At 62.2% G+C, this 16,277-nt stretch carries 14 protein-coding genes and 1 pseudogene; all 15 read left to right on the plus strand.

Annotation, left to right across the window (positions count from 1 at the left end):
* On the plus strand, nucleotides 1–1,753 hold a 1,753-nt coding region (locus EYQ35_01390), incomplete at its 5' end, for a tetratricopeptide repeat protein (GenBank protein ID HIF62795.1).
* A gap of 29 nt (nucleotides 1,754–1,782) precedes the next feature.
* The gene (locus EYQ35_01395; GenBank protein ID HIF62796.1) at nucleotides 1,783–2,910 is read left to right on the plus strand and encodes a glycosyltransferase; all 1,128 of its coding nucleotides are present in this window, start codon (nucleotides 1,783–1,785) and stop codon (nucleotides 2,908–2,910) included.
* Between the two features lie 12 nt (nucleotides 2,911–2,922).
* A complete protein-coding gene (locus EYQ35_01400) occupies nucleotides 2,923–4,155 on the plus strand; it encodes a type II secretion system F family protein (GenBank protein ID HIF62797.1) in 1,233 nt (410 codons plus the stop codon).
* A gap of 30 nt (nucleotides 4,156–4,185) precedes the next feature.
* A complete protein-coding gene (gene gspG, locus EYQ35_01405) occupies nucleotides 4,186–4,614 on the plus strand; it encodes a type II secretion system protein GspG (GenBank protein HIF62798.1) in 429 nt (142 codons plus the stop codon).
* A gap of 12 nt (nucleotides 4,615–4,626) precedes the next feature.
* On the plus strand, nucleotides 4,627–5,148 hold the full coding sequence (locus tag EYQ35_01410) for a type II secretion system protein (GenBank protein ID HIF62799.1): 522 nt from the start codon (nucleotides 4,627–4,629) through the stop codon (nucleotides 5,146–5,148).
* Entirely contained in the window at nucleotides 5,145–5,585 is a 441-nt protein-coding gene (locus EYQ35_01415) for a prepilin-type N-terminal cleavage/methylation domain-containing protein (protein ID HIF62800.1), read from the plus strand. Before EYQ35_01410 ends, EYQ35_01415 begins: the two co-directional genes overlap by 4 nt.
* 6 nt (nucleotides 5,586–5,591) lie before the next feature.
* The gene (locus tag EYQ35_01420; protein HIF62801.1) at nucleotides 5,592–6,383 is read left to right on the plus strand and encodes a prepilin-type N-terminal cleavage/methylation domain-containing protein; all 792 of its coding nucleotides are present in this window, start codon (nucleotides 5,592–5,594) and stop codon (nucleotides 6,381–6,383) included.
* A gap of 1 nt (nucleotide 6,384) precedes the next feature.
* Complete coding sequence (locus EYQ35_01425) at nucleotides 6,385–7,425, plus strand: hypothetical protein (GenBank protein HIF62802.1); 1,041 nt, start codon at nucleotides 6,385–6,387, stop codon at nucleotides 7,423–7,425.
* Nucleotides 7,425–8,795, plus strand: coding sequence for a hypothetical protein (locus tag EYQ35_01430; GenBank protein ID HIF62803.1), 1,371 nt, complete (start codon nucleotides 7,425–7,427; stop codon nucleotides 8,793–8,795). The genes EYQ35_01425 and EYQ35_01430 overlap by 1 nt, the downstream gene beginning before the upstream one ends.
* Nucleotides 8,792–9,418, plus strand: a complete 627-nt coding sequence (locus tag EYQ35_01435; protein ID HIF62804.1) for a hypothetical protein — start codon at nucleotides 8,792–8,794, stop codon at nucleotides 9,416–9,418. The genes EYQ35_01430 and EYQ35_01435 overlap by 4 nt, the downstream gene beginning before the upstream one ends.
* 8 nt (nucleotides 9,419–9,426) lie before the next feature.
* A complete protein-coding gene (locus EYQ35_01440) occupies nucleotides 9,427–10,191 on the plus strand; it encodes a hypothetical protein (protein ID HIF62805.1) in 765 nt (254 codons plus the stop codon).
* A gap of 3 nt (nucleotides 10,192–10,194) precedes the next feature.
* Nucleotides 10,195–12,600 (plus strand): type II secretion system protein GspD, encoded by a 2,406-nt coding sequence (gene gspD / locus EYQ35_01445; protein ID HIF62806.1) that lies wholly within the window; start codon nucleotides 10,195–10,197, stop codon nucleotides 12,598–12,600.
* Nucleotides 12,601–12,762: 162 nt separating this feature from the next.
* A pseudogene (locus tag EYQ35_01450) lies at nucleotides 12,763–13,032 on the plus strand (4Fe-4S dicluster domain-containing protein).
* Nucleotides 13,033–14,158: 1,126 nt separating this feature from the next.
* Entirely contained in the window at nucleotides 14,159–15,163 is a 1,005-nt protein-coding gene (locus tag EYQ35_01455) for a hypothetical protein (GenBank protein HIF62807.1), read from the plus strand.
* The gene (locus EYQ35_01460) at nucleotides 15,160–16,179 is read left to right on the plus strand and encodes a ketoacyl-ACP synthase III (protein ID HIF62808.1); all 1,020 of its coding nucleotides are present in this window, start codon (nucleotides 15,160–15,162) and stop codon (nucleotides 16,177–16,179) included. Before EYQ35_01455 ends, EYQ35_01460 begins: the two co-directional genes overlap by 4 nt.
* Nucleotides 16,180–16,277 lie beyond the last annotated feature (98 nt).

Genomic DNA, 16,277 nt, shown 5'->3' on the forward strand with positions numbered 1-16,277 from the left:
GGGGCTGGTCGCGGTGTCGGTGGTGGCCTTGTCGCTGTCTGCTCCGGTGGCGGCCGATCGGCTGCGCAGGGACATGCACGCCCACCCGTGGCCGCGGGTGGATAAACCGCGAGGTGCTGCTGGGCAGGTCTACCGTTTTCTTGCAGGAGCCACGGGACGCAGCGTAGTGATGGCCCCCATGGGGTTCTCCGAATTGCTGCCCGCGTTGTCGGGCAAGCCGGTGGTCGCTGCCACCGAGCGCTGCACCCTGGTATTTTCGCGCAATGCCGCCGAGGCCTACCTCAGGCTGAAAGATTCGACCGAGTTCTACCTGCCGACGACAAGCGCTGGGCGGCGTGAGCAGATAGCCTTGCGTTACCAAGCCGGCTACGTGGTGGTGCCGAAGCGACTGGTAGCTACAGGCAGCGAAGATCTGTGGCTGCGACGCACGAGTGCCTCCAGTTATATTGCCGTCGAGGCCACTGCGGCCGATCGCGGGACCGGCGAGTTTCCGCGGGAGTGGACACGCGTGCTGGAAAACAGGGACTACCTTGTTTTTGCCACCGGGTACGCGACCGAAGAGGCGGATGGCCGGCGGCTCGCGGGGGGCGGCGATGATCTGTCGTCCTGGCGTAAGTTTCTGGAACTGGATCCGGACCCCGGCCCGGATTCGGCAGAACAAGCCGGCCTTCAACCAGACAGCGAGGACACTTCGGGAGGCCAGGCAGTGACGGGTCTGTTTGATGAGCGCCGACTGCTGCTGAGCGCTAACCCGCCGTCGCTGTCCAGTGGAGAGGCCGACTCGTTCAACTGGAGCGGGGCAGTGTCTGCGTGGGAGGACTCAGCTGCCTGGGTAGAGCTGAGCCTGGAACTGCCCGAGGACTGTGTTGTCAGTGGCATAGAGATCGTTCCTTTGCAGGATGGCGACAGCAGGCAGGTCTTCGAGCTCAGTTCAGAGGGCCACAGCACGAGACGGCAGGCTCTTGATGGCCTGCCTATAGCGCTGTCTCTTGAGCCACGCAGGAGGACGCGAGTTGATCTGCAACTGGCCGGTCTGTTGGGCTCGTCGCCGGCGCTGTCTGGCTTTCGCGTGACTGGCGATCCAGAAAGTTGCAGGCCACGCCGGGCCGAGCTGCCTCGAGTTGAAACTGGCACGGGCGAGTTACTGGAACTGGCGTGGACCTTTCCGCGCAACGCGCGGGCGGGCCTTGGCCTGGCCCGCCGCCTCGCCCACGAGGGGCGCACCGGCGACGCGCGGGCCGTGCTCGCGGCAGCGCTGGCGACTGACCCCGGGCTGGCCAGCGCCTGGGTCGAGTACGGGCTGATGCTCGATCAGCAGGGGGACTTTGATAGCGCGGTAGTCGCGTTTCGCCGAGCTCTCGAGGTGGATTCCAACCACGCCTGGGCGCAGGGCTGCCTGTCCTGGGCCCTTTTTCGCAGGGGTAACCTTCCTGCTTCCGTGTACCATTCGGCTCGCGCGTTGCGCCTGGATGAGGGCTACGCCGACGCTTGGACCTTGCTGGGGATGGCCCTGCGTTCGGCCGGCGCCCGCTCGCTGGCCGAGAGTTCTCTGCGGCGGGCGGTAGAAGAGGACCCCGGCCGTGCCTGGGGCGTGCTGGAACTCGCCCGCCTGCTGGAGGACGACGGTCGCCGGGCCGAAGCTGTGCATCTGCTTGACGAGTTCGTGCGGCGCGAGCCCGGCCAAAACAAGGCTGCGCGGTTGCTGCGACTACTGCGGTCGAGGCTGCAGGCCGGAGTTGCGGTGCCGGGGTGAGGATCGCGCTGCTCGGACCCGCGCCACCAATGCGCGGTGGTATCGCGGCGCACAGTCGTGGGTTGTTGCGCGAGCTGGAGAGCATCGGGCACGACACGCTGCTTGTCTCCTGGCGTCGACCTTATCCGCCCGGCGCGCGTGGCTACCAGCTCATCGATGAAGATCCTTCGGCCTTACTCGACGTTCTCAACCCGGTGACCTGGAGGAGGGCGGCGAGACAGCTTGTTGATCAGGCTCCGGATGTCCTGGTCGTGCAGTGGTGGCATCCAGTGACTGCTCCCTGCCTCGCCTGGGTCCTGGCCTCTTGTCGCGGCGCTGGCCTCGGCGCGCCCGTGCTGGTCGTTTGCCACAATCACACTCCGCACGAATATTTTCCCGGCAGCCGGCCGCTCACCCGCCTGCTTCTGGATCGGGCCGACGGCTTGCTTGCTCACTCCCGCTGGGTGGCAAGCGAACTCGGGCGGCACTACCCGAGGGCTGTTTTGAGGAGCTGTCCCATGCCGGTGCTGGAAGATTACTCTTCGAGTTTTCCTGGTCGTGACGAAGCCAGGAATAGACTAGGCCTGGACAACAGTGGGGTGGTTTTTCTCGCTGCCGGACATTTGCGCCGCTACAAGGGCATCGAGTTGTTACTTACTTCCTGGGCGCGTTCGGGTCTCGGCAACCAGGGAGCGGTGCTGATTCTTGCGGGCAGCAATTACCTGCCGGCCCGCGCTCGACGTCTGCTGCTGTCGTCGCTCGGCCATTCGTGTCGGTTGTTCGATCATTATCTCAACGACGACGAGCTGGCTACCCTGCTGGCCGCCAGCGACGTGGCCGTGTCTCCCTGCCTGAGGGCGTCTCAGAGTGGCTTTCTCCCCCTGGCCGAGGCCTCGGGGCTGGCCCTGCTGGCGAGCGACGCGGGCGGCCTGGCCGAACAGCTCAAGGGAGGGGCGCGGCAGGAGCTTTTCGCGGCCGGAAATCCAGCCCAACTCTGCCGGGCGCTGCAGAGGGCAGCGCAGACGGCAATTTCCAGTCCCCCCGGGGGAGGCTGGAATGCCGACAGGATGAAGAAAAGCTGGCAACAAACAGTCCAAACCCTTGAGGACGAACTCAAAGGGCTTTTACGGCGGCAGTATACCGGGATAGCTGCAGCCGGACGGCCCGGCGTGGTATAATTTCCAATTCCAATGCCGGTCTATTCTTACCAGGCCCTCGACCAGGACGGACAGGTCGTCGAGGGCGTAATTGACGCCGACACCGAGTCGACGGTGATCGCCAACTTGCGTGGCCAGGGGCGCCGGCCGCTCTCGGTTTCGCTGGGAGAGATCGCGGGCAAGTCCAATGGGTTTTCGCTACCGGATCTCGCGTCGCTTCTGGGCCGCGACAAGGTACGCACACACGACCTCGCGTTGTTTACCCGAGAGCTGGCCACCCTGTTGCGTGCGGGCATGCCGCTGGACCGCAGCCTGCAGAGCCTCGCCGGGCTGAGCGAGAGCGAGGCCATGAAGACAATCGTCGGTGACGTGCTGCAGATGGTCAGGGAGGGCAAAACGCTTTCGTTTGCGCTCACCGAGCGACCCACCGTCTTTCCGCCCCTTTACGTCAACATGGTCCGCGCCGGTGAAGCCGGTGGCGTACTGGAGTCGGTACTCGAGCGCCTGGCCGACTACATGGAAACCTCGGAGAAAAATCGCGAAGAGATTCGTTCGGCTATGACCTACCCGGCTATTCTCGGATTCGTCGGCAGTATTTCGATAATCATCCTGCTCACCTACGTCCTACCCCGCTTCACCGTCATATTTGAAGACCTCGGTGCGGCCATGCCGCTGTCGACCCGCATAGTGATGGGTGCCAGCGAGTTCATACAGAACTGGTGGTTCATGATCATCATCGCGGGGGTGGGGTCCTGGCAGGGGTTCAGGCGCTGGGCCGCTACTCCCAAGGGGCGTGGCCTGATCGACGACTGGAAACTGCGCGCGCCCATGCTCGGCGATCTCACGCGGAAGAGTCAGGTCGCTGATTTTGCGCGCACGCTCGGCACCATGCTCAAGAGTGGTGTGCCGTTGATCCAGTCGCTGGAGATCGTCAGGGAAGTCATCACCAACACCGTCATCAGTCAGGCGGTAGAAGTCGTGCAGCGAGATGTCAGCGAGGGCAAGGGGATGGCCACCACGCTGGAACGAAGTGGCGTCTTTCCGTCGCTCGCACTGCAGATGGTGGCCGTCGGTGAAGAAACAGGGCGGCTCGACGACATGCTCCTGGTCGTCAGCGAACACTACGACCGTGAAGTTGGTACGGCTATAACCAGGTTCATGTCCATGCTTGAGCCGGCGATGCTCATGATCATGGGTCTGGTTACCGGATTCATAGTCATATCCATGATGTCGGCCGTGTTCAGCGTCAACGAGCTGGTGGGCTGAGGCAAAGTGAAGCGGAGGTAAGCGAGAATGATGGACTTGAATAAAAAACGACGCGCGCAGCAGGGTTTCACCATGATCGAGCTGCTGCTGGTGATGGTAATACTGGGCATGCTGGCGGCCCTGGTCGGGCCCAACCTGATCGGGCAGGCTGGCAAGGCCCGCAGCAAGACGGCCAGGGTGCAGATAGCCAGCCTGGGCACGGCGCTGGATACCTACGCGCTCGACGTTGGCAGGTATCCCAGCGGGGCGGAGGGGTTGCAGGGGCTCAGGGACCGGCCGTCGGGCCTGGCCATGTGGGACGGACCGTACCTGGCCAAGAAGGTCCCGATGGACCCCTGGGGTAACCAGTACCAGTACCAGGAGCCGAGTACGGGGGGTCTCTACACGATCACCTCTTTCGGATCCGACGGCAGGGCAGGTGGCGAGGGCGACGCCGTCGACATCACGAACCTCGACTGAGATCTCTCCGTGTTGAACCGCAGCAGCCGCGCAGGATCGAGCAAGGGGTTTACCCTGATAGAGCTGGTCGTGGTCATGGTTATCCTGGCCGTGACCGCGGTGCTGGTGCTGCCCTCGGTGCAGGGCGGTATGCGGCAGCGCGAAGTGCGACATTCTCTGCAACGCTTTGTCGCCTCGGTTCGCAGGGCTTCGTCGCGCGCCACCTTCGAAAGAAAGCACGAATCGATGGCCGTCTGGCCACTGGAAGGAAAATGGTCGGTGGGGGTGCCCCCGCAGGAGTTCCTGTACGGTGAAGGTGACGGTACGGCGAGCTCCGGCAAGATATTTGAGCTGCCCGAATTCGGGCGCTTCGAAGAAGTGCTCGGCGGCAGGGTCGTGCCGGGGGACGTCGTGTTGTTCGATTTCTATCCGGCGGGTGGTTCGAGCGGTGGCAGCGTCGAGATCCTCTACGACGTGGGGGGCGAGCAACAACGCTGGACTTTGAGCATAGACCCCCTTCTGAGCGATGTCAGGGTGGAGGCCCCGCAGGGATGATTGTTGGGCGACAACACGCACCGCGTCCCATGCTCCGACGGCAGCAAGGCTTCACGCTGCTCGAAGTGGTGATCGCCGTTTCCTTCATGGCGGTGGCCATGGCCGCGTGCATGGAGCTGTTCTCGGGTAGCCTCAAGCTCGCCGGGCGGGCTTCTGCCAGCAGCGAGGCCACTATACTGGCCTCTTCGGTCATGGACGGAGTGATGTGGAAGGTTGAGCTCGATGACACCGAGGAGCGCGGCAGCGAAGGTCGTTTTGACTGGACTCTTTCGGTGACCGGCGTCGAGGCCGAGCTGGGCGCCTGGGAGGGCGTGCCGCGTGAAGAGCTCAGCGATGATTACGAACTCAAGAGGGTTGAAGTCACAGTTGCCTGGCGAGGCGTTTCGGGCGACCGCCGGGTGGCGCTGGCCACCACGCGCATGCAGGAGAAGTACTGAAAGCCCGTGAAAAGTGATTTTCAGCGCGGGTTTACCCTGGTGGAGATGATGATCGCCATGACCATCGTCACGCTGATAGCTGCGTCCATATACGGGGTGGTGTCCATAGGCGCGCGCTCGGCTGGCTCCGGGGAGCGCGTAACCGAACAGGCCCGCCGTCATCGCGTGGCCACGGGTCTCATCACGCGCCAGCTTTCTTCGGCAGTGGCCATACGGCTGGAGGACGAGGACGGCGAGTCGGTGCCTTATTTCCTCGGCGAGAGCGAGAGCGTGGAGTTTGTTACGTCGGCGCCGCAGCGGCCCGATTCCAGTGGCATGGGCCTGGTGCGCTACTGGTACGAAGACGGCGCGCTGTTGATGTCGGAGATGCCGGCCTTTGCGGTGGCGGGGGCCAACAGGCTGGGTGTCGACCTGGAGGATTACACGCTGACGACAGTGTTGTTTTACGACGTCGACAGGTTTCGTGTGGGCTACCTGCGCACGTCAAATGACATCGATGACTGGGAAGAAAGCTGGGACGCGGCCGATAGCGAGGAGCTACCGTCGGTGGTGCGTTTTGAATTGAGCTCCGATATACCCGGCGGGCCTAGCTGGACGCACGAAATTCCGGTCTACGTGGCCGCCATAAATGAGCTGCACGGAGAAGGTGATTTTCGCGGGGCCAAGTCGATCAAGTCCACGCTGAGAAAGAAAGACAAGGACTCCGACAAGGAGCCCGACAAGGCAAAGTCTCAGTCGAAGTCCTCTTCATCGTCTAAAACCGGCACGTCCGGCCGCAAAACCACGAGCACTACCTGACATGGAGCAGACAAAAAAGTCGCGGCAGGCCGGAGTGGCCCTTATACTTGTAGTGTGGACTTTTGCCGCCCTGTCAGTAATGGCGGCAGAGTTTGCGAGGGCCATGAGGGAGGACGCCCGGAGGGCCGGCAACTTTGAGCGGTCAACCCGGGCCCGCTACGTGGGCGTGGCAGCAGTGAATGAAGTGCTGCTGCTCCTGACCGAACGCGCGGGCAAGAGCAGGCGCAATCGCTCGAAGGACGAGGAAGAAGAGGAAGAACAGGTCGGCCCGCTGGACATGCTGGTACAGGGGGATGGCCAGTGGGTGAGGTCGCGATTCCTGGGGCATCCCTGCGAGGTGAGGGTGTCCGATGAGGGTGGTAAGCTTGCCCTCAATGCTATCGACAGGGAAGCTGTCGAAGAGATAATGATGAACCTGGGTTACACGGAACTTGAGGCAGAGACTGTCGCCGACTCTATCGCCGATTGGCGTGACGGCGACGACCTGCACCGTGTGAACGGAGCCGAGGACCAGTACTACGAGAGCCTGTCTCGACCTTACGTGGCCAAGAATGGTCCTTTCGATTCGCTGGAAGAATTGTTGCTCGTGAGGGGTGTGAGCCCGTTCGTTTTCTACGGAGATAGTGAGCTGCCCGGCTTGCGGGATATTTTTTCGGTCTACCACGACAGCAAGCGTCTCAATTCCAGCACGGTGCCGGCAGCGGTGATGATGGCCCTGAGTGGAGTAGAGAAAGAAGAAGCCTGGGGCTTCAGCGATGAGCGGGCAGTCGAAGGCAGGGACGTGCCGCCTGCCTTGCGAGAGTTGCTCGATGGCGGTGCGGTTTCTGCGAGGCCTTCGGCCATGCGCGTGGTAACGGTTGAGGCCCGGGTCAAGGAGCGAGGCGGCCGGGTACTCGGGCATGTGAGCACGGTGGTCAAGCTGGGTGGCAGAGGCGATGGCTTCCAGGCCCTGCGCTGGAACGACGTGATTTTCTCGCGCCCGGGCTTCGGTGACGATCGAGGTGGTCCAGACGAAGCGGGCCTGGGGCAGGTGGCGGGCTGATGGAATTGACCGGATTTCTTGGTCGCCTGGCCCGAGCCGATTTTGCCGACGCGTTGGGCATCTACGTAACGGCTGGAATGGTTTCCCTGGTGCTGGTCCGCAAGCGGGTCAACTCGGTCAAGGTGGTGGCGGTTGAAAGCGCCGAGCTCGCCGGGGAATCCGACGCTCGTGATTCTGTCCTCGAGGGCGTGATCAAGGCGTTTGTCGAGCGGCACGGGATTGACGACGCCAGAGTTTCCCTCGCAGTGGGCCGGGACATAACGATGTTCGGAGACCTTCAGCTCCCCGCTTCGGCCGTGGCCAATCTCGAGCAGGTGCTGGGCTACGAAATGGATCGCCTGCTGCCGATCCCCGCCGAGGAGCTGTATTCGGATACACTTGTGCGGCCGGTGGGCGAAGGCGATGAAAAATTCGCTGTGACCGTAGTCACGGTGATGAAGAAAGAAGCGGATCGCCTACGGGAGATTCTCGAGGGCCTGGGACTCGAAGGAGCATCTTTTACAGCCCAACCGGTTGCCGCCTGCGATTTTTTCGAGTTCTGTTCGCCGACCGCGGCAGGGGTAACCGGCCTTGTTACCGGCGAAGGCGAGCAGACCTGCATGGCTGTGTGTTACGCAGGCTCGTTGGTTTCGAGCAGGACCTGGGATCGCTACGTGGTCGAGCCCGCCGAGGGCCGCCTGCGTCGCGAGGTAGAACGTTTTCTGCCCGAGAGGCTGGATGCCGAACTTCGGATCGTGGGTAGTAGCGGCAGCGACGGTGAGGTTTCCCTCGCTGAGCTGCTGCCAGCTGATTGCCTGGCCGAGGGGGTGTATATTTCAGACAACGAAGCCATCGCCGTTGGTGCGGCGCTGGGGCAGCTCGGAGAGGGCAGGCAGTCCTTCTGCCTGCTGCCGGCTGACATGGTCAGGGGGTCGGCCGGTTTCGGGCTCAGGGAAATGGCCCTGGCCGCGGTTGTGCTTTTGATGGCGGGCGGTCTTGCCATGACCATCGGGCTGAAGAACCTGGCCGTAAATGGGGCACTGGCGGCCGAGGTGGGCCGCCTGGCGCCACTGGCTGCGCAAGTCAGCTCGCTGGAAGAAGAGAACCGGCAGCGTCTTGATCTCGTGTTTCAACTCGAGGCGGATGCCGAACAGAGCGTGCTTTCCTACTTGAGGGCCGTAACCACCCTGGTGCCCCGCACGGCCTACCTCACGACTTTTCGTTTCAAGGGCGACAGGATCGAGCTCGATGGAATTGCCGACAGTGCTTCGGGGCTTATCGGCGTGCTCGAAAAGTCGCCGTTGTTCAATAACGTGGAATTTACGGCTCCGACAACCAAGTACCTTCAGAGTCAGGAGCGGTTTTCGTTGCGCATGAGGATTGAGAAATGACCCTGGCTGAACGATGGGAGGCCCTGTCGCTTCGCGAGCGCGTGCTGGTTGGTGGCGTGGGGCTGTTGCTCCTCGCTTTTGGTGGTCGTTCTGCCTTCGTCGCCGTGGTGGCGGAGGTGCCCGGCGGAAGCACCGACGAAGCCTGGGTGCAGTTGAAGAAAATAGATACCTACAACAGGGTCTACGCGCGCCACGACGCGGCCGAGAAGCGGCAAGCAGAGGCGCGGGAGCGTTACCGGCGCGTTCAGGCGAGCCTGATCCCCGGTTCTACGCCCACGCAAGTCGGGGCCGAGCTGCAGGGAGACCTGGGAACCATGGCGGGAGCGGCCGGTCTCAATGTTCTCAGCTCGCAGATACTGAGGGTGGAAGAAGTCCAGAACTTTCACCGCATCGGAGTGAGGCTTACCCTCAGCGGCAATCTCAGCGGCGTGGCGAGGCTGCTGTCGTCGATTGAATCTGATGATATAGACTTGCGGGTTACCCTGTTGGAAATAAACAGAAAACTCGGCGCGCGCCGCCGGCCGACGCCTACCGCTAGGCCGGGTACGACTTCCACCAGCTCCACGGTAGCGGCGCTCACGGCCACGATGGAAGTGAAAACCTTCATGCAGGAGCAGTTGTGAAAGGCTTGATGCAGGCCGTTGCCCTCACGCTGGTAGTGCTGGCCGCTATCCTGGGCTGGCGTATTGTTTCGGTGGTGAGCATCCAGCCTCCGCTTTTCAACGAGTTACCTGGCCAGCTGCTCGGAGAGTCTTTGCGGCCCGCTCCCAGGAGCTCTCCAGCCACGGGCCCGGTAATAAAGGCTATATTGGACGGCAACTTGTTTGAGACCGAGAGGGGCTATCGGGAAGAAATTGTTGAAGTTGAGACCCAGGTCGCGCTGCCACCCCCGACGAACATCGTTTTGAACGGCGTAATTTCGATTTCAGGCCAGCCGGTGGCGATTATGAACGACACCAAGGTGGGCAATGCGCAGCTTTCTGTCAGCAAGGGTGATATGATCGGGGATTACGAGGTCGGTGAGGTCACGCCCAACGGGGTGATTCTCCTCGGAGCGGGGGGGCAGCAGTTTTCCGTGGGGTTACAGGTTCGTAAGGGTCCTGGGGTGAGAGCGCGCACGCGTCCGGCAGCGGGACGTGCGCCTGCACGCCCTACCAGCACCGGCCGGGCGACCACCGCAGCTGAACGGGCATCGACCGCTTCGGCAAGGGCGGCGAGGGCGGCGGCAACCAGGCCGCCGGCCGCGGCCAGGACGGGAGTTTCAAAGTCGATACCGAGAGGTAGGCCGACCGGTGCTGACCAGGTCGAGAATCCCCAATCGGGAACCTCGAGTGCGGCCCAGGCTCGCTTGGAGGCTCTCAAGCGACTGCGACAGGCTGCGAGCCAGGCCAGGTAAAGAGTGATGTATACTAAATCGTCTTACTGGATACGTTTCTCCCGAAAAACGCTGTTGGTCCCTGCTGCTGCTTGCCTGCTGGCGGCCGTTTTTTATGCACCGGCTGCTTTGGCTCAGAAGCTGCCGGGCGTGGGTGACGAAACGCCGGGGGCTATGGAAAAGAGTCGTGTCCAGGTCGAGAGCGGAGAGCTCAGCCCTGCGGCCAGGCTCGGCCGGTTCGTGGAGTCGGAGTACCAGCGTAAGCTCAAGCAGCAGGGCGGCGGCGTAGTCCAGCCGGTCGCAGCCTCGGTCCAGCCGGTCGCCGCAACTGTTCTCACCGCCGTCGAGGACAATATCAGCTCAGAAGAAAGCGACGACGAATCGGTGGTGCTCAACTTTGAGGGCGCCGACATACGCGAAGTCATCTTCGCCTTGGCCAGCTCATTGGGTATCAACTACTGGATTGATCCACGCGTAGCCGGTCAGGTTACGGTGCGCACCACCGGTCGTATCTCGCGCGGCGACCTCATGCCGGTGTTTCACCAGGTGCTGCGCAACAACGGGTTCGTGGCGGTACTTGAAGGAGACATTCACTCGATAGTGCCGGCTGAAGAAGGACGCACGCGTGTGCGGGCGGGAAAAGAGACCGACGAGGGCGGTTTCGTGATGGAGCTGGTCAAGGTCCGCCACGTCAACGCCGAAGAGTTGGTCACAGTACTGCAGCCCTTCGTGTCGCCCGGCGGCGACCTCGTGGCCTACCCACGCAGCAACCTCGTGATCATTACAGAGTTGGCTTCGCGGGCCGACCGATTGCTCGAGCTGCTGGGCACGTTCGATACCGATACCTTCGGCGATCTGACCGCTCGCATATACCATGTAGAGCACGCTTCGCTCGAAGAAGTGGCCGAGGAGCTCTGGGCTGTGCTGGAGAGCTACCAGGTTTCGAGTTCGGGTGCCGGCGTGTACATCATCCCACTGCTTCGACTCAACTCGCTAGCGGTGATCGCTTTCGACCCGTCGATTTTTGTCAACGTTGAACTGTGGCTTGGCTTGCTCGATGTTCCCGCGGAGGGCGGCTCCATCCGCCAGGTGCACGTCTACCAGGTAGAGAACACCAAGGCTGTCGACTTGTCGGATATTCTCAACGACATTTTTTCTGATGAGGGCGGTGAGGGTAGCAGGCGGCGCTCGCGTTCCGGTGAGCTGGCCGAGTCCAATGCCGGGCTCGGGGGCGGGCTCGGGTCGTCGGCCCAATCGCGGCAGGCCAAGGGCGGGGACCGGCGTGGTGGCTCGCGCAAGGGACAGCCCGGCGGTGCGCCAAGGGCGCGAACCAACATCTCTGGTGGCCTCGGCCAGGATTCTGTCCTCGAACGACCGGGAGCACTGTTCGAGCAGGAAGTCCGCATAGTAGCCGACGAGGTCACCAACTCGCTGGTCATCATAGCTACGCCTCGTGACTACGGCACAGTGGAGAGCGTGCTGCGCCAACTCGACGTTGTGCCACGCCAGGTGCTGATAGAGGTTCTTATCGCCGAGATATCTCTTACCGACAATGAATCTTCTTCGGCTACTCAGAGATTACTCGGTAATGCTAGCAAGGACAGCGATGGCAACATCATAAATGATCCGGTTATCGGTGATATGGGGGGGAGTTTTCTCGACATGTTCGGCGAGGCGGTCAGGTTAACCGGCACGCTAGGCGCCGGTGGCGTAGCGGGAGTTTTCACCCACTTCAGGGGGAGCATGGCCGTGTATGAAGCTACCTTGTCATCGCTTGCCTCCGAGGGGCGCCTCAAGGTGTTGTCGCGTCCGCAGATCATGACCGCAGACAACCAGGAAGCCAGTATACTCGTGGGTTCTGAGGTGCCCATAATCACCAGCCAGGTCGACTCCAACACGGCGGTCGGCGGATCAACCGGAACCCGTAACGAGGTCCAGTACCGCGACACTGGCATTTCCCTCACCGTACTGCCGCAGGTTAACTCGCAGGGCCTGGTCAACCTCAGTATTTCGCAGGAAGTAAGCAAGATTGACAAACCCGCGCTGCAGGTCGGTTCGGGGGACGACGCGTCGACCGTTATCAACTCTCCCACCTTTATAACCCGAGAGGCAGAGACTACCGTGGTCGTGCAGAGCGGCGAGACAGTGGTTATCGCTGGTATTATCGACGAGCAGGAAACCTCTTCAGAAAGCGGGGTTCCTTTCATCAAGGATCTTCCCGTGCTGGGGCAATTCTTTCGCAGTCACTCCAAAGACGTGAAACGTACGGAACTGGTGATCCTGATTACGCCCTACGTCGTGCGCGACAGGGAAGAAGCCCGCGCGGTTTCCGAGGACTACAAGGAAAGGGTGGAGTACCTCATGGAGGACCCCGACCTGTTTGGCCCGAAAGATCGCGACGGCAGCCACACGGTCATACTGGGCGGCTGAGTTCGGGCAGCTCCTCCACGGCTGCGATACTCAGCTCATCGCGCTAAGCCCGGCAGCGACTGGAAATTTAACGCAGAAACGTGCATGCTTCCCAGCGCGGGCCCGGTCAGGGGCCGTTAGAAACAACGGGCCCGGGCCCACTCAGCGGAGGTCTGCGGCCCCATGGCCACGATAATAACCGACGATTGTATTAACTGTGCGGCCTGTGAGCCCGAGTGCCCTAACACGGCTATTTACCAGGGAGACATCGAGTACGAACAGGACGGCGCCAAACACGCCGCCCTTTCTGCGGATTTCTTCTACATAGTGGGTGACAAGTGCACGGAGTGCGTGGGGTTTTTCGATGAGGAAGCCTGTGCCGTGGTCTGCCCGGTGGACTGTTGCATACCCGATCCCGAACGGCCCGAGAGCGAGCAGCTGCTGATCGAGCGCGCTCGTGTTCTTCATCCGGGTACCGAGTTTGCCGAGGGCTTTCCTTCTCGCTTTTCCGGGGGCGGCGGTGGCGATTCGGCTGCTGGTGATGCGGCTTCCGCTGATTCGGAGAGTGCTGATGGCGCGACAGTTGCTCCCGTGCAGGTGGCGGCTCCCGTACAGGCGGCACCCGTGACTTCGAGTGGCCGGGTCGAAAAGGTTGTCAGGCCCGGCAATACGGTGGTGGCCTCGGGCAACGCCGGTGAGCGTTCGGAGGCCGAACTGGGCCTGGGGTATCGTCAGGTTGTCGACATGGCCGAGGAGCCCCTGGGCGGGGTCACTTCCACCCTGCGCGGCCTGGGCGCGCTGTTGCTTGCTCCCTTGCTGGGTGCGCTGGGGCACGGACCGAAGGCGGCCATCGAAGCGGCGGTGGGCAACCGGGCGTTCTTCAACGTGCAGACTTCCACGGCTCTTAACGTGGCCCATAATTTCATCCTGTATCCCTTTCTGGCGATGGGCGTCGGGCTTGCCCTCGGAGCGCGTCCTTTTACTGAAGACGACAATGGGTGGATCTTCATAGGCGTGGTCATCGCGCTGCTGGAGAGCACGGCCCGATTGCGGCAGGGCCTGCGGGGCACGCCGGTAGCCGAGATGAATATGGGCGCGAGTCTTTACGGATTTCCGCTGGGACTGTTGGTGCAACCGCTGCTCGAGCGGCTCACCGAGACCGGTAGCAGCGGTGCGGTTCCTGTTGAGGGTTTTTACGGCGGCGAGTTCGAAGAAAAGCGCGAACGGCAGCGACGCTACGGGGACGTGTACACCGTTGAAGACCTTCCGCGGGGTTACAGGATCAGGCTGGAGTTGCCCCGGGTCATTCCCCCGTCGGCCACGAGAGACGAGCTGGGAATCGGCGACGAAATGCCCGATTACGACCTGTCGGTCAGCGTGCAGGGCGACTCGATCACGGTAAAGGGCTCGGTGGTAGACGAAAAGCTCAGGGCCATATGTGGCGTGTCTTCGTCCTGCCCTGCCGATTTCCATACGCGGATTTCCCTGGACCAGCCGCTGGGTGGCTACCGGCAGAGTTACGCGGACAAGTTGCTCGAGATCGTGGTACTCAAGCAGGTCACCTGAAAGGGAACGGCGTATGGACGCGGTACAACTGCTCGGTCTCGAGACCGAATTGCCAGGTGAGGCGGTAAGTGACGCCGAGCTGGCGGCAATGCTGGCTTGCAGTGAGGACGCCGTTGCCGGCCTTTCGCAGGGCAAGCTGCGTCACCACGCGCCCGACGGCACGGGTCCCTCCCACCTGGCCTGTTCGGCTGCTGAGCGCTTGCTGAAAAGGCTGGCCCTGGAGCCGGCCGATATCGACTTGCTCGTATTTGCAACTAACACCCCCGACTTCTTTTTTCCCGGTTCCGCCTGCCTGCTGCAGGACCAGCTAGGCTGCCGCGCGGTTCCCTGCCTCGATGTACGTTCCGGTTGCACGGATTTTCTTGCCGCTCTCGACGTGTCCAGGCGCTACGTGGCCGTGGGGCGTTACCAGAGAGTGCTGTTGGCAACGGCCGAGGTCAGCTCGCACCAGAATCGCTTTGACGGCGAGTCTCCCGAGCTCGCCTGCCTGATGGGCGACGGTGCCGCGGTGGCGCTGTTGCAGAAGGGAGACTCGGGTCTCTCGGTGGAGGCCTGTTCCCTGGTGGTAGACGGAAGTCGAAAGGAAGACTATTGGTGCGAGTTCCCGGCCAGCCGCCACGTGTCTACCCTCGAGCTGCCGAGGGCCTGTCGCATGCCGGCGGAAAAAATCGCCGCGGGGGCTCACTTTCCGCTGGTTGATCTCGCAGCGATGAGAGAACTCGCGCTTCACAGGTTGCCCGAAGCTCTCGACGCGGCGCTGGCCGAAGCCGGGTTGTCGAGCGTCGACGCCACCGTGGTTGCTCACCTCGACCCCGTTACCGCCGGAGCCGTGGGAGAGCAACTGGGCGATAAGGCCGGGCGCATTATCGATCAGCGCCACGCCTACACCCTGAGCGCGGCGCTGCCCATGGCGCTGGCCGACCTGCTGGCCGACGGGCAATTGCAGCCGGGGCAATCGCTTGCCCTGCTCACGGCCGGTTCGGGCGCGTCCTGGGGTGCTGCGGTAGTGAAGGTATGAGTGCTTCGGAACGGAACAAGCCTACCAGTCGTATCCTGGGCACAGCTTTTGAGGTGCCGCGCACGGTCATAACCAACGATGATCTCGCCCAGGTGATGGATACGAGTCACGAGTGGATCGAAAAACGCTCTGGCATCTGTGAGCGGCGCTACGTGGACAATGGCGAGGGCAGCCTGCCGCTGGCCGAACGGGCCGCTCTCAGGGCCCTGGAGCAAGCCGGACTCGAGGTCTCGGATATCGACCTGTTGTTGTGCGCCACCCTGACCCCTGACGTTGATTTTCCCGGTAACTCGGCCCTGCTGCAGGAGCGACTGGGCATGGTAGGAATACCGGCCATGGATATTCGCAACCAGTGCTCTGGTTTCGTTTACGGATTGTCGGTGGCTGACCTCTATGTCAGCAGCGGTGGTGCGAAGAACGTACTGCTGGTGGGGGCCGAGGTTCACTCCACGGGGCTGGAATTTAGCGACCGGGGTCGGGGAGTGACGGTGCTGTTTGGCGATGGTGCGGGAGCGTCGGTCATCGGGCCGGCAGACGGCGACCACGGCCTGCTGGAGATCACCCTGGGTGCGGAGGGTCGCTTTGCCGACAAGTTGTACACCGTCGGGGTTGGTCACCGTCGTAAACCCCGCATCGACATGGATGTGGCACCGCCCGAATCCGGCTACATGTTTGCCCTCATGAACGGGCGCTACGTTTTTAAGCACGCTGTAGAACGCATGATTGAGAGCATAAGGGCGGTGCTCGAGCGGCGGGGACTCACGACAGCGGATCTTTCCATAATTATACCCCACCAGGCCAACCTGAGGATAAACCAGTTTGTGGCCCAGGAGCTCGAGCTGCGCGAAGACCAGGTGGTCAACAACATTCACAAGTATGGCAACACGACCGCGGCAACCATCCCGATTCTGCTCACCGAGACCCTGGCCGCGGGCAAGATCGAGGCAGGCGACCTCGTTTGCATCGTGGCCTTCGGCGCCGGCTTTACCTGGGGCGCTGCGCTGTACCGCTGGTAGCCTCTTTTCAGCCTCAAAAGAACCCGGCAAGGCACCGTAAATAAAGGAGTAACTCCTTTGACCATAGCCGCCGTATGTGCTATAAGTGCGGACTGCGC

The organism is Candidatus Binatota bacterium (assembly GCA_012960245.1).
GTDB lineage: Bacteria > Desulfobacterota > Binatia > UBA1149 > UBA1149 > UBA1149.

Coding starts and splice junctions, on each gene's coding strand:
- EYQ35_01395 (HIF62796.1), top strand. CDS start 1,783: ATGCGCGGTGGTATCGCGGCGCACAGTCGTGGGTTGTTGCGCGAGCTG.
- EYQ35_01400 (HIF62797.1), top strand. CDS start 2,923: ATGCCGGTCTATTCTTACCAGGCCCTCGACCAGGACGGACAGGTCGTC.
- gspG (HIF62798.1), top strand. CDS start 4,186: ATGGACTTGAATAAAAAACGACGCGCGCAGCAGGGTTTCACCATGATC.
- EYQ35_01415 (HIF62800.1), top strand. CDS start 5,145: ATGATTGTTGGGCGACAACACGCACCGCGTCCCATGCTCCGACGGCAG.
- EYQ35_01425 (HIF62802.1), top strand. CDS start 6,385: ATGGAGCAGACAAAAAAGTCGCGGCAGGCCGGAGTGGCCCTTATACTT.
- EYQ35_01430 (HIF62803.1), top strand. CDS start 7,425: ATGGAATTGACCGGATTTCTTGGTCGCCTGGCCCGAGCCGATTTTGCC.
- EYQ35_01435 (HIF62804.1), top strand. CDS start 8,792: ATGACCCTGGCTGAACGATGGGAGGCCCTGTCGCTTCGCGAGCGCGTG.
- EYQ35_01440 (HIF62805.1), top strand. CDS start 9,427: ATGCAGGCCGTTGCCCTCACGCTGGTAGTGCTGGCCGCTATCCTGGGC.
- EYQ35_01455 (HIF62807.1), top strand. CDS start 14,159: ATGGACGCGGTACAACTGCTCGGTCTCGAGACCGAATTGCCAGGTGAG.
- EYQ35_01460 (HIF62808.1), top strand. CDS start 15,160: ATGAGTGCTTCGGAACGGAACAAGCCTACCAGTCGTATCCTGGGCACA.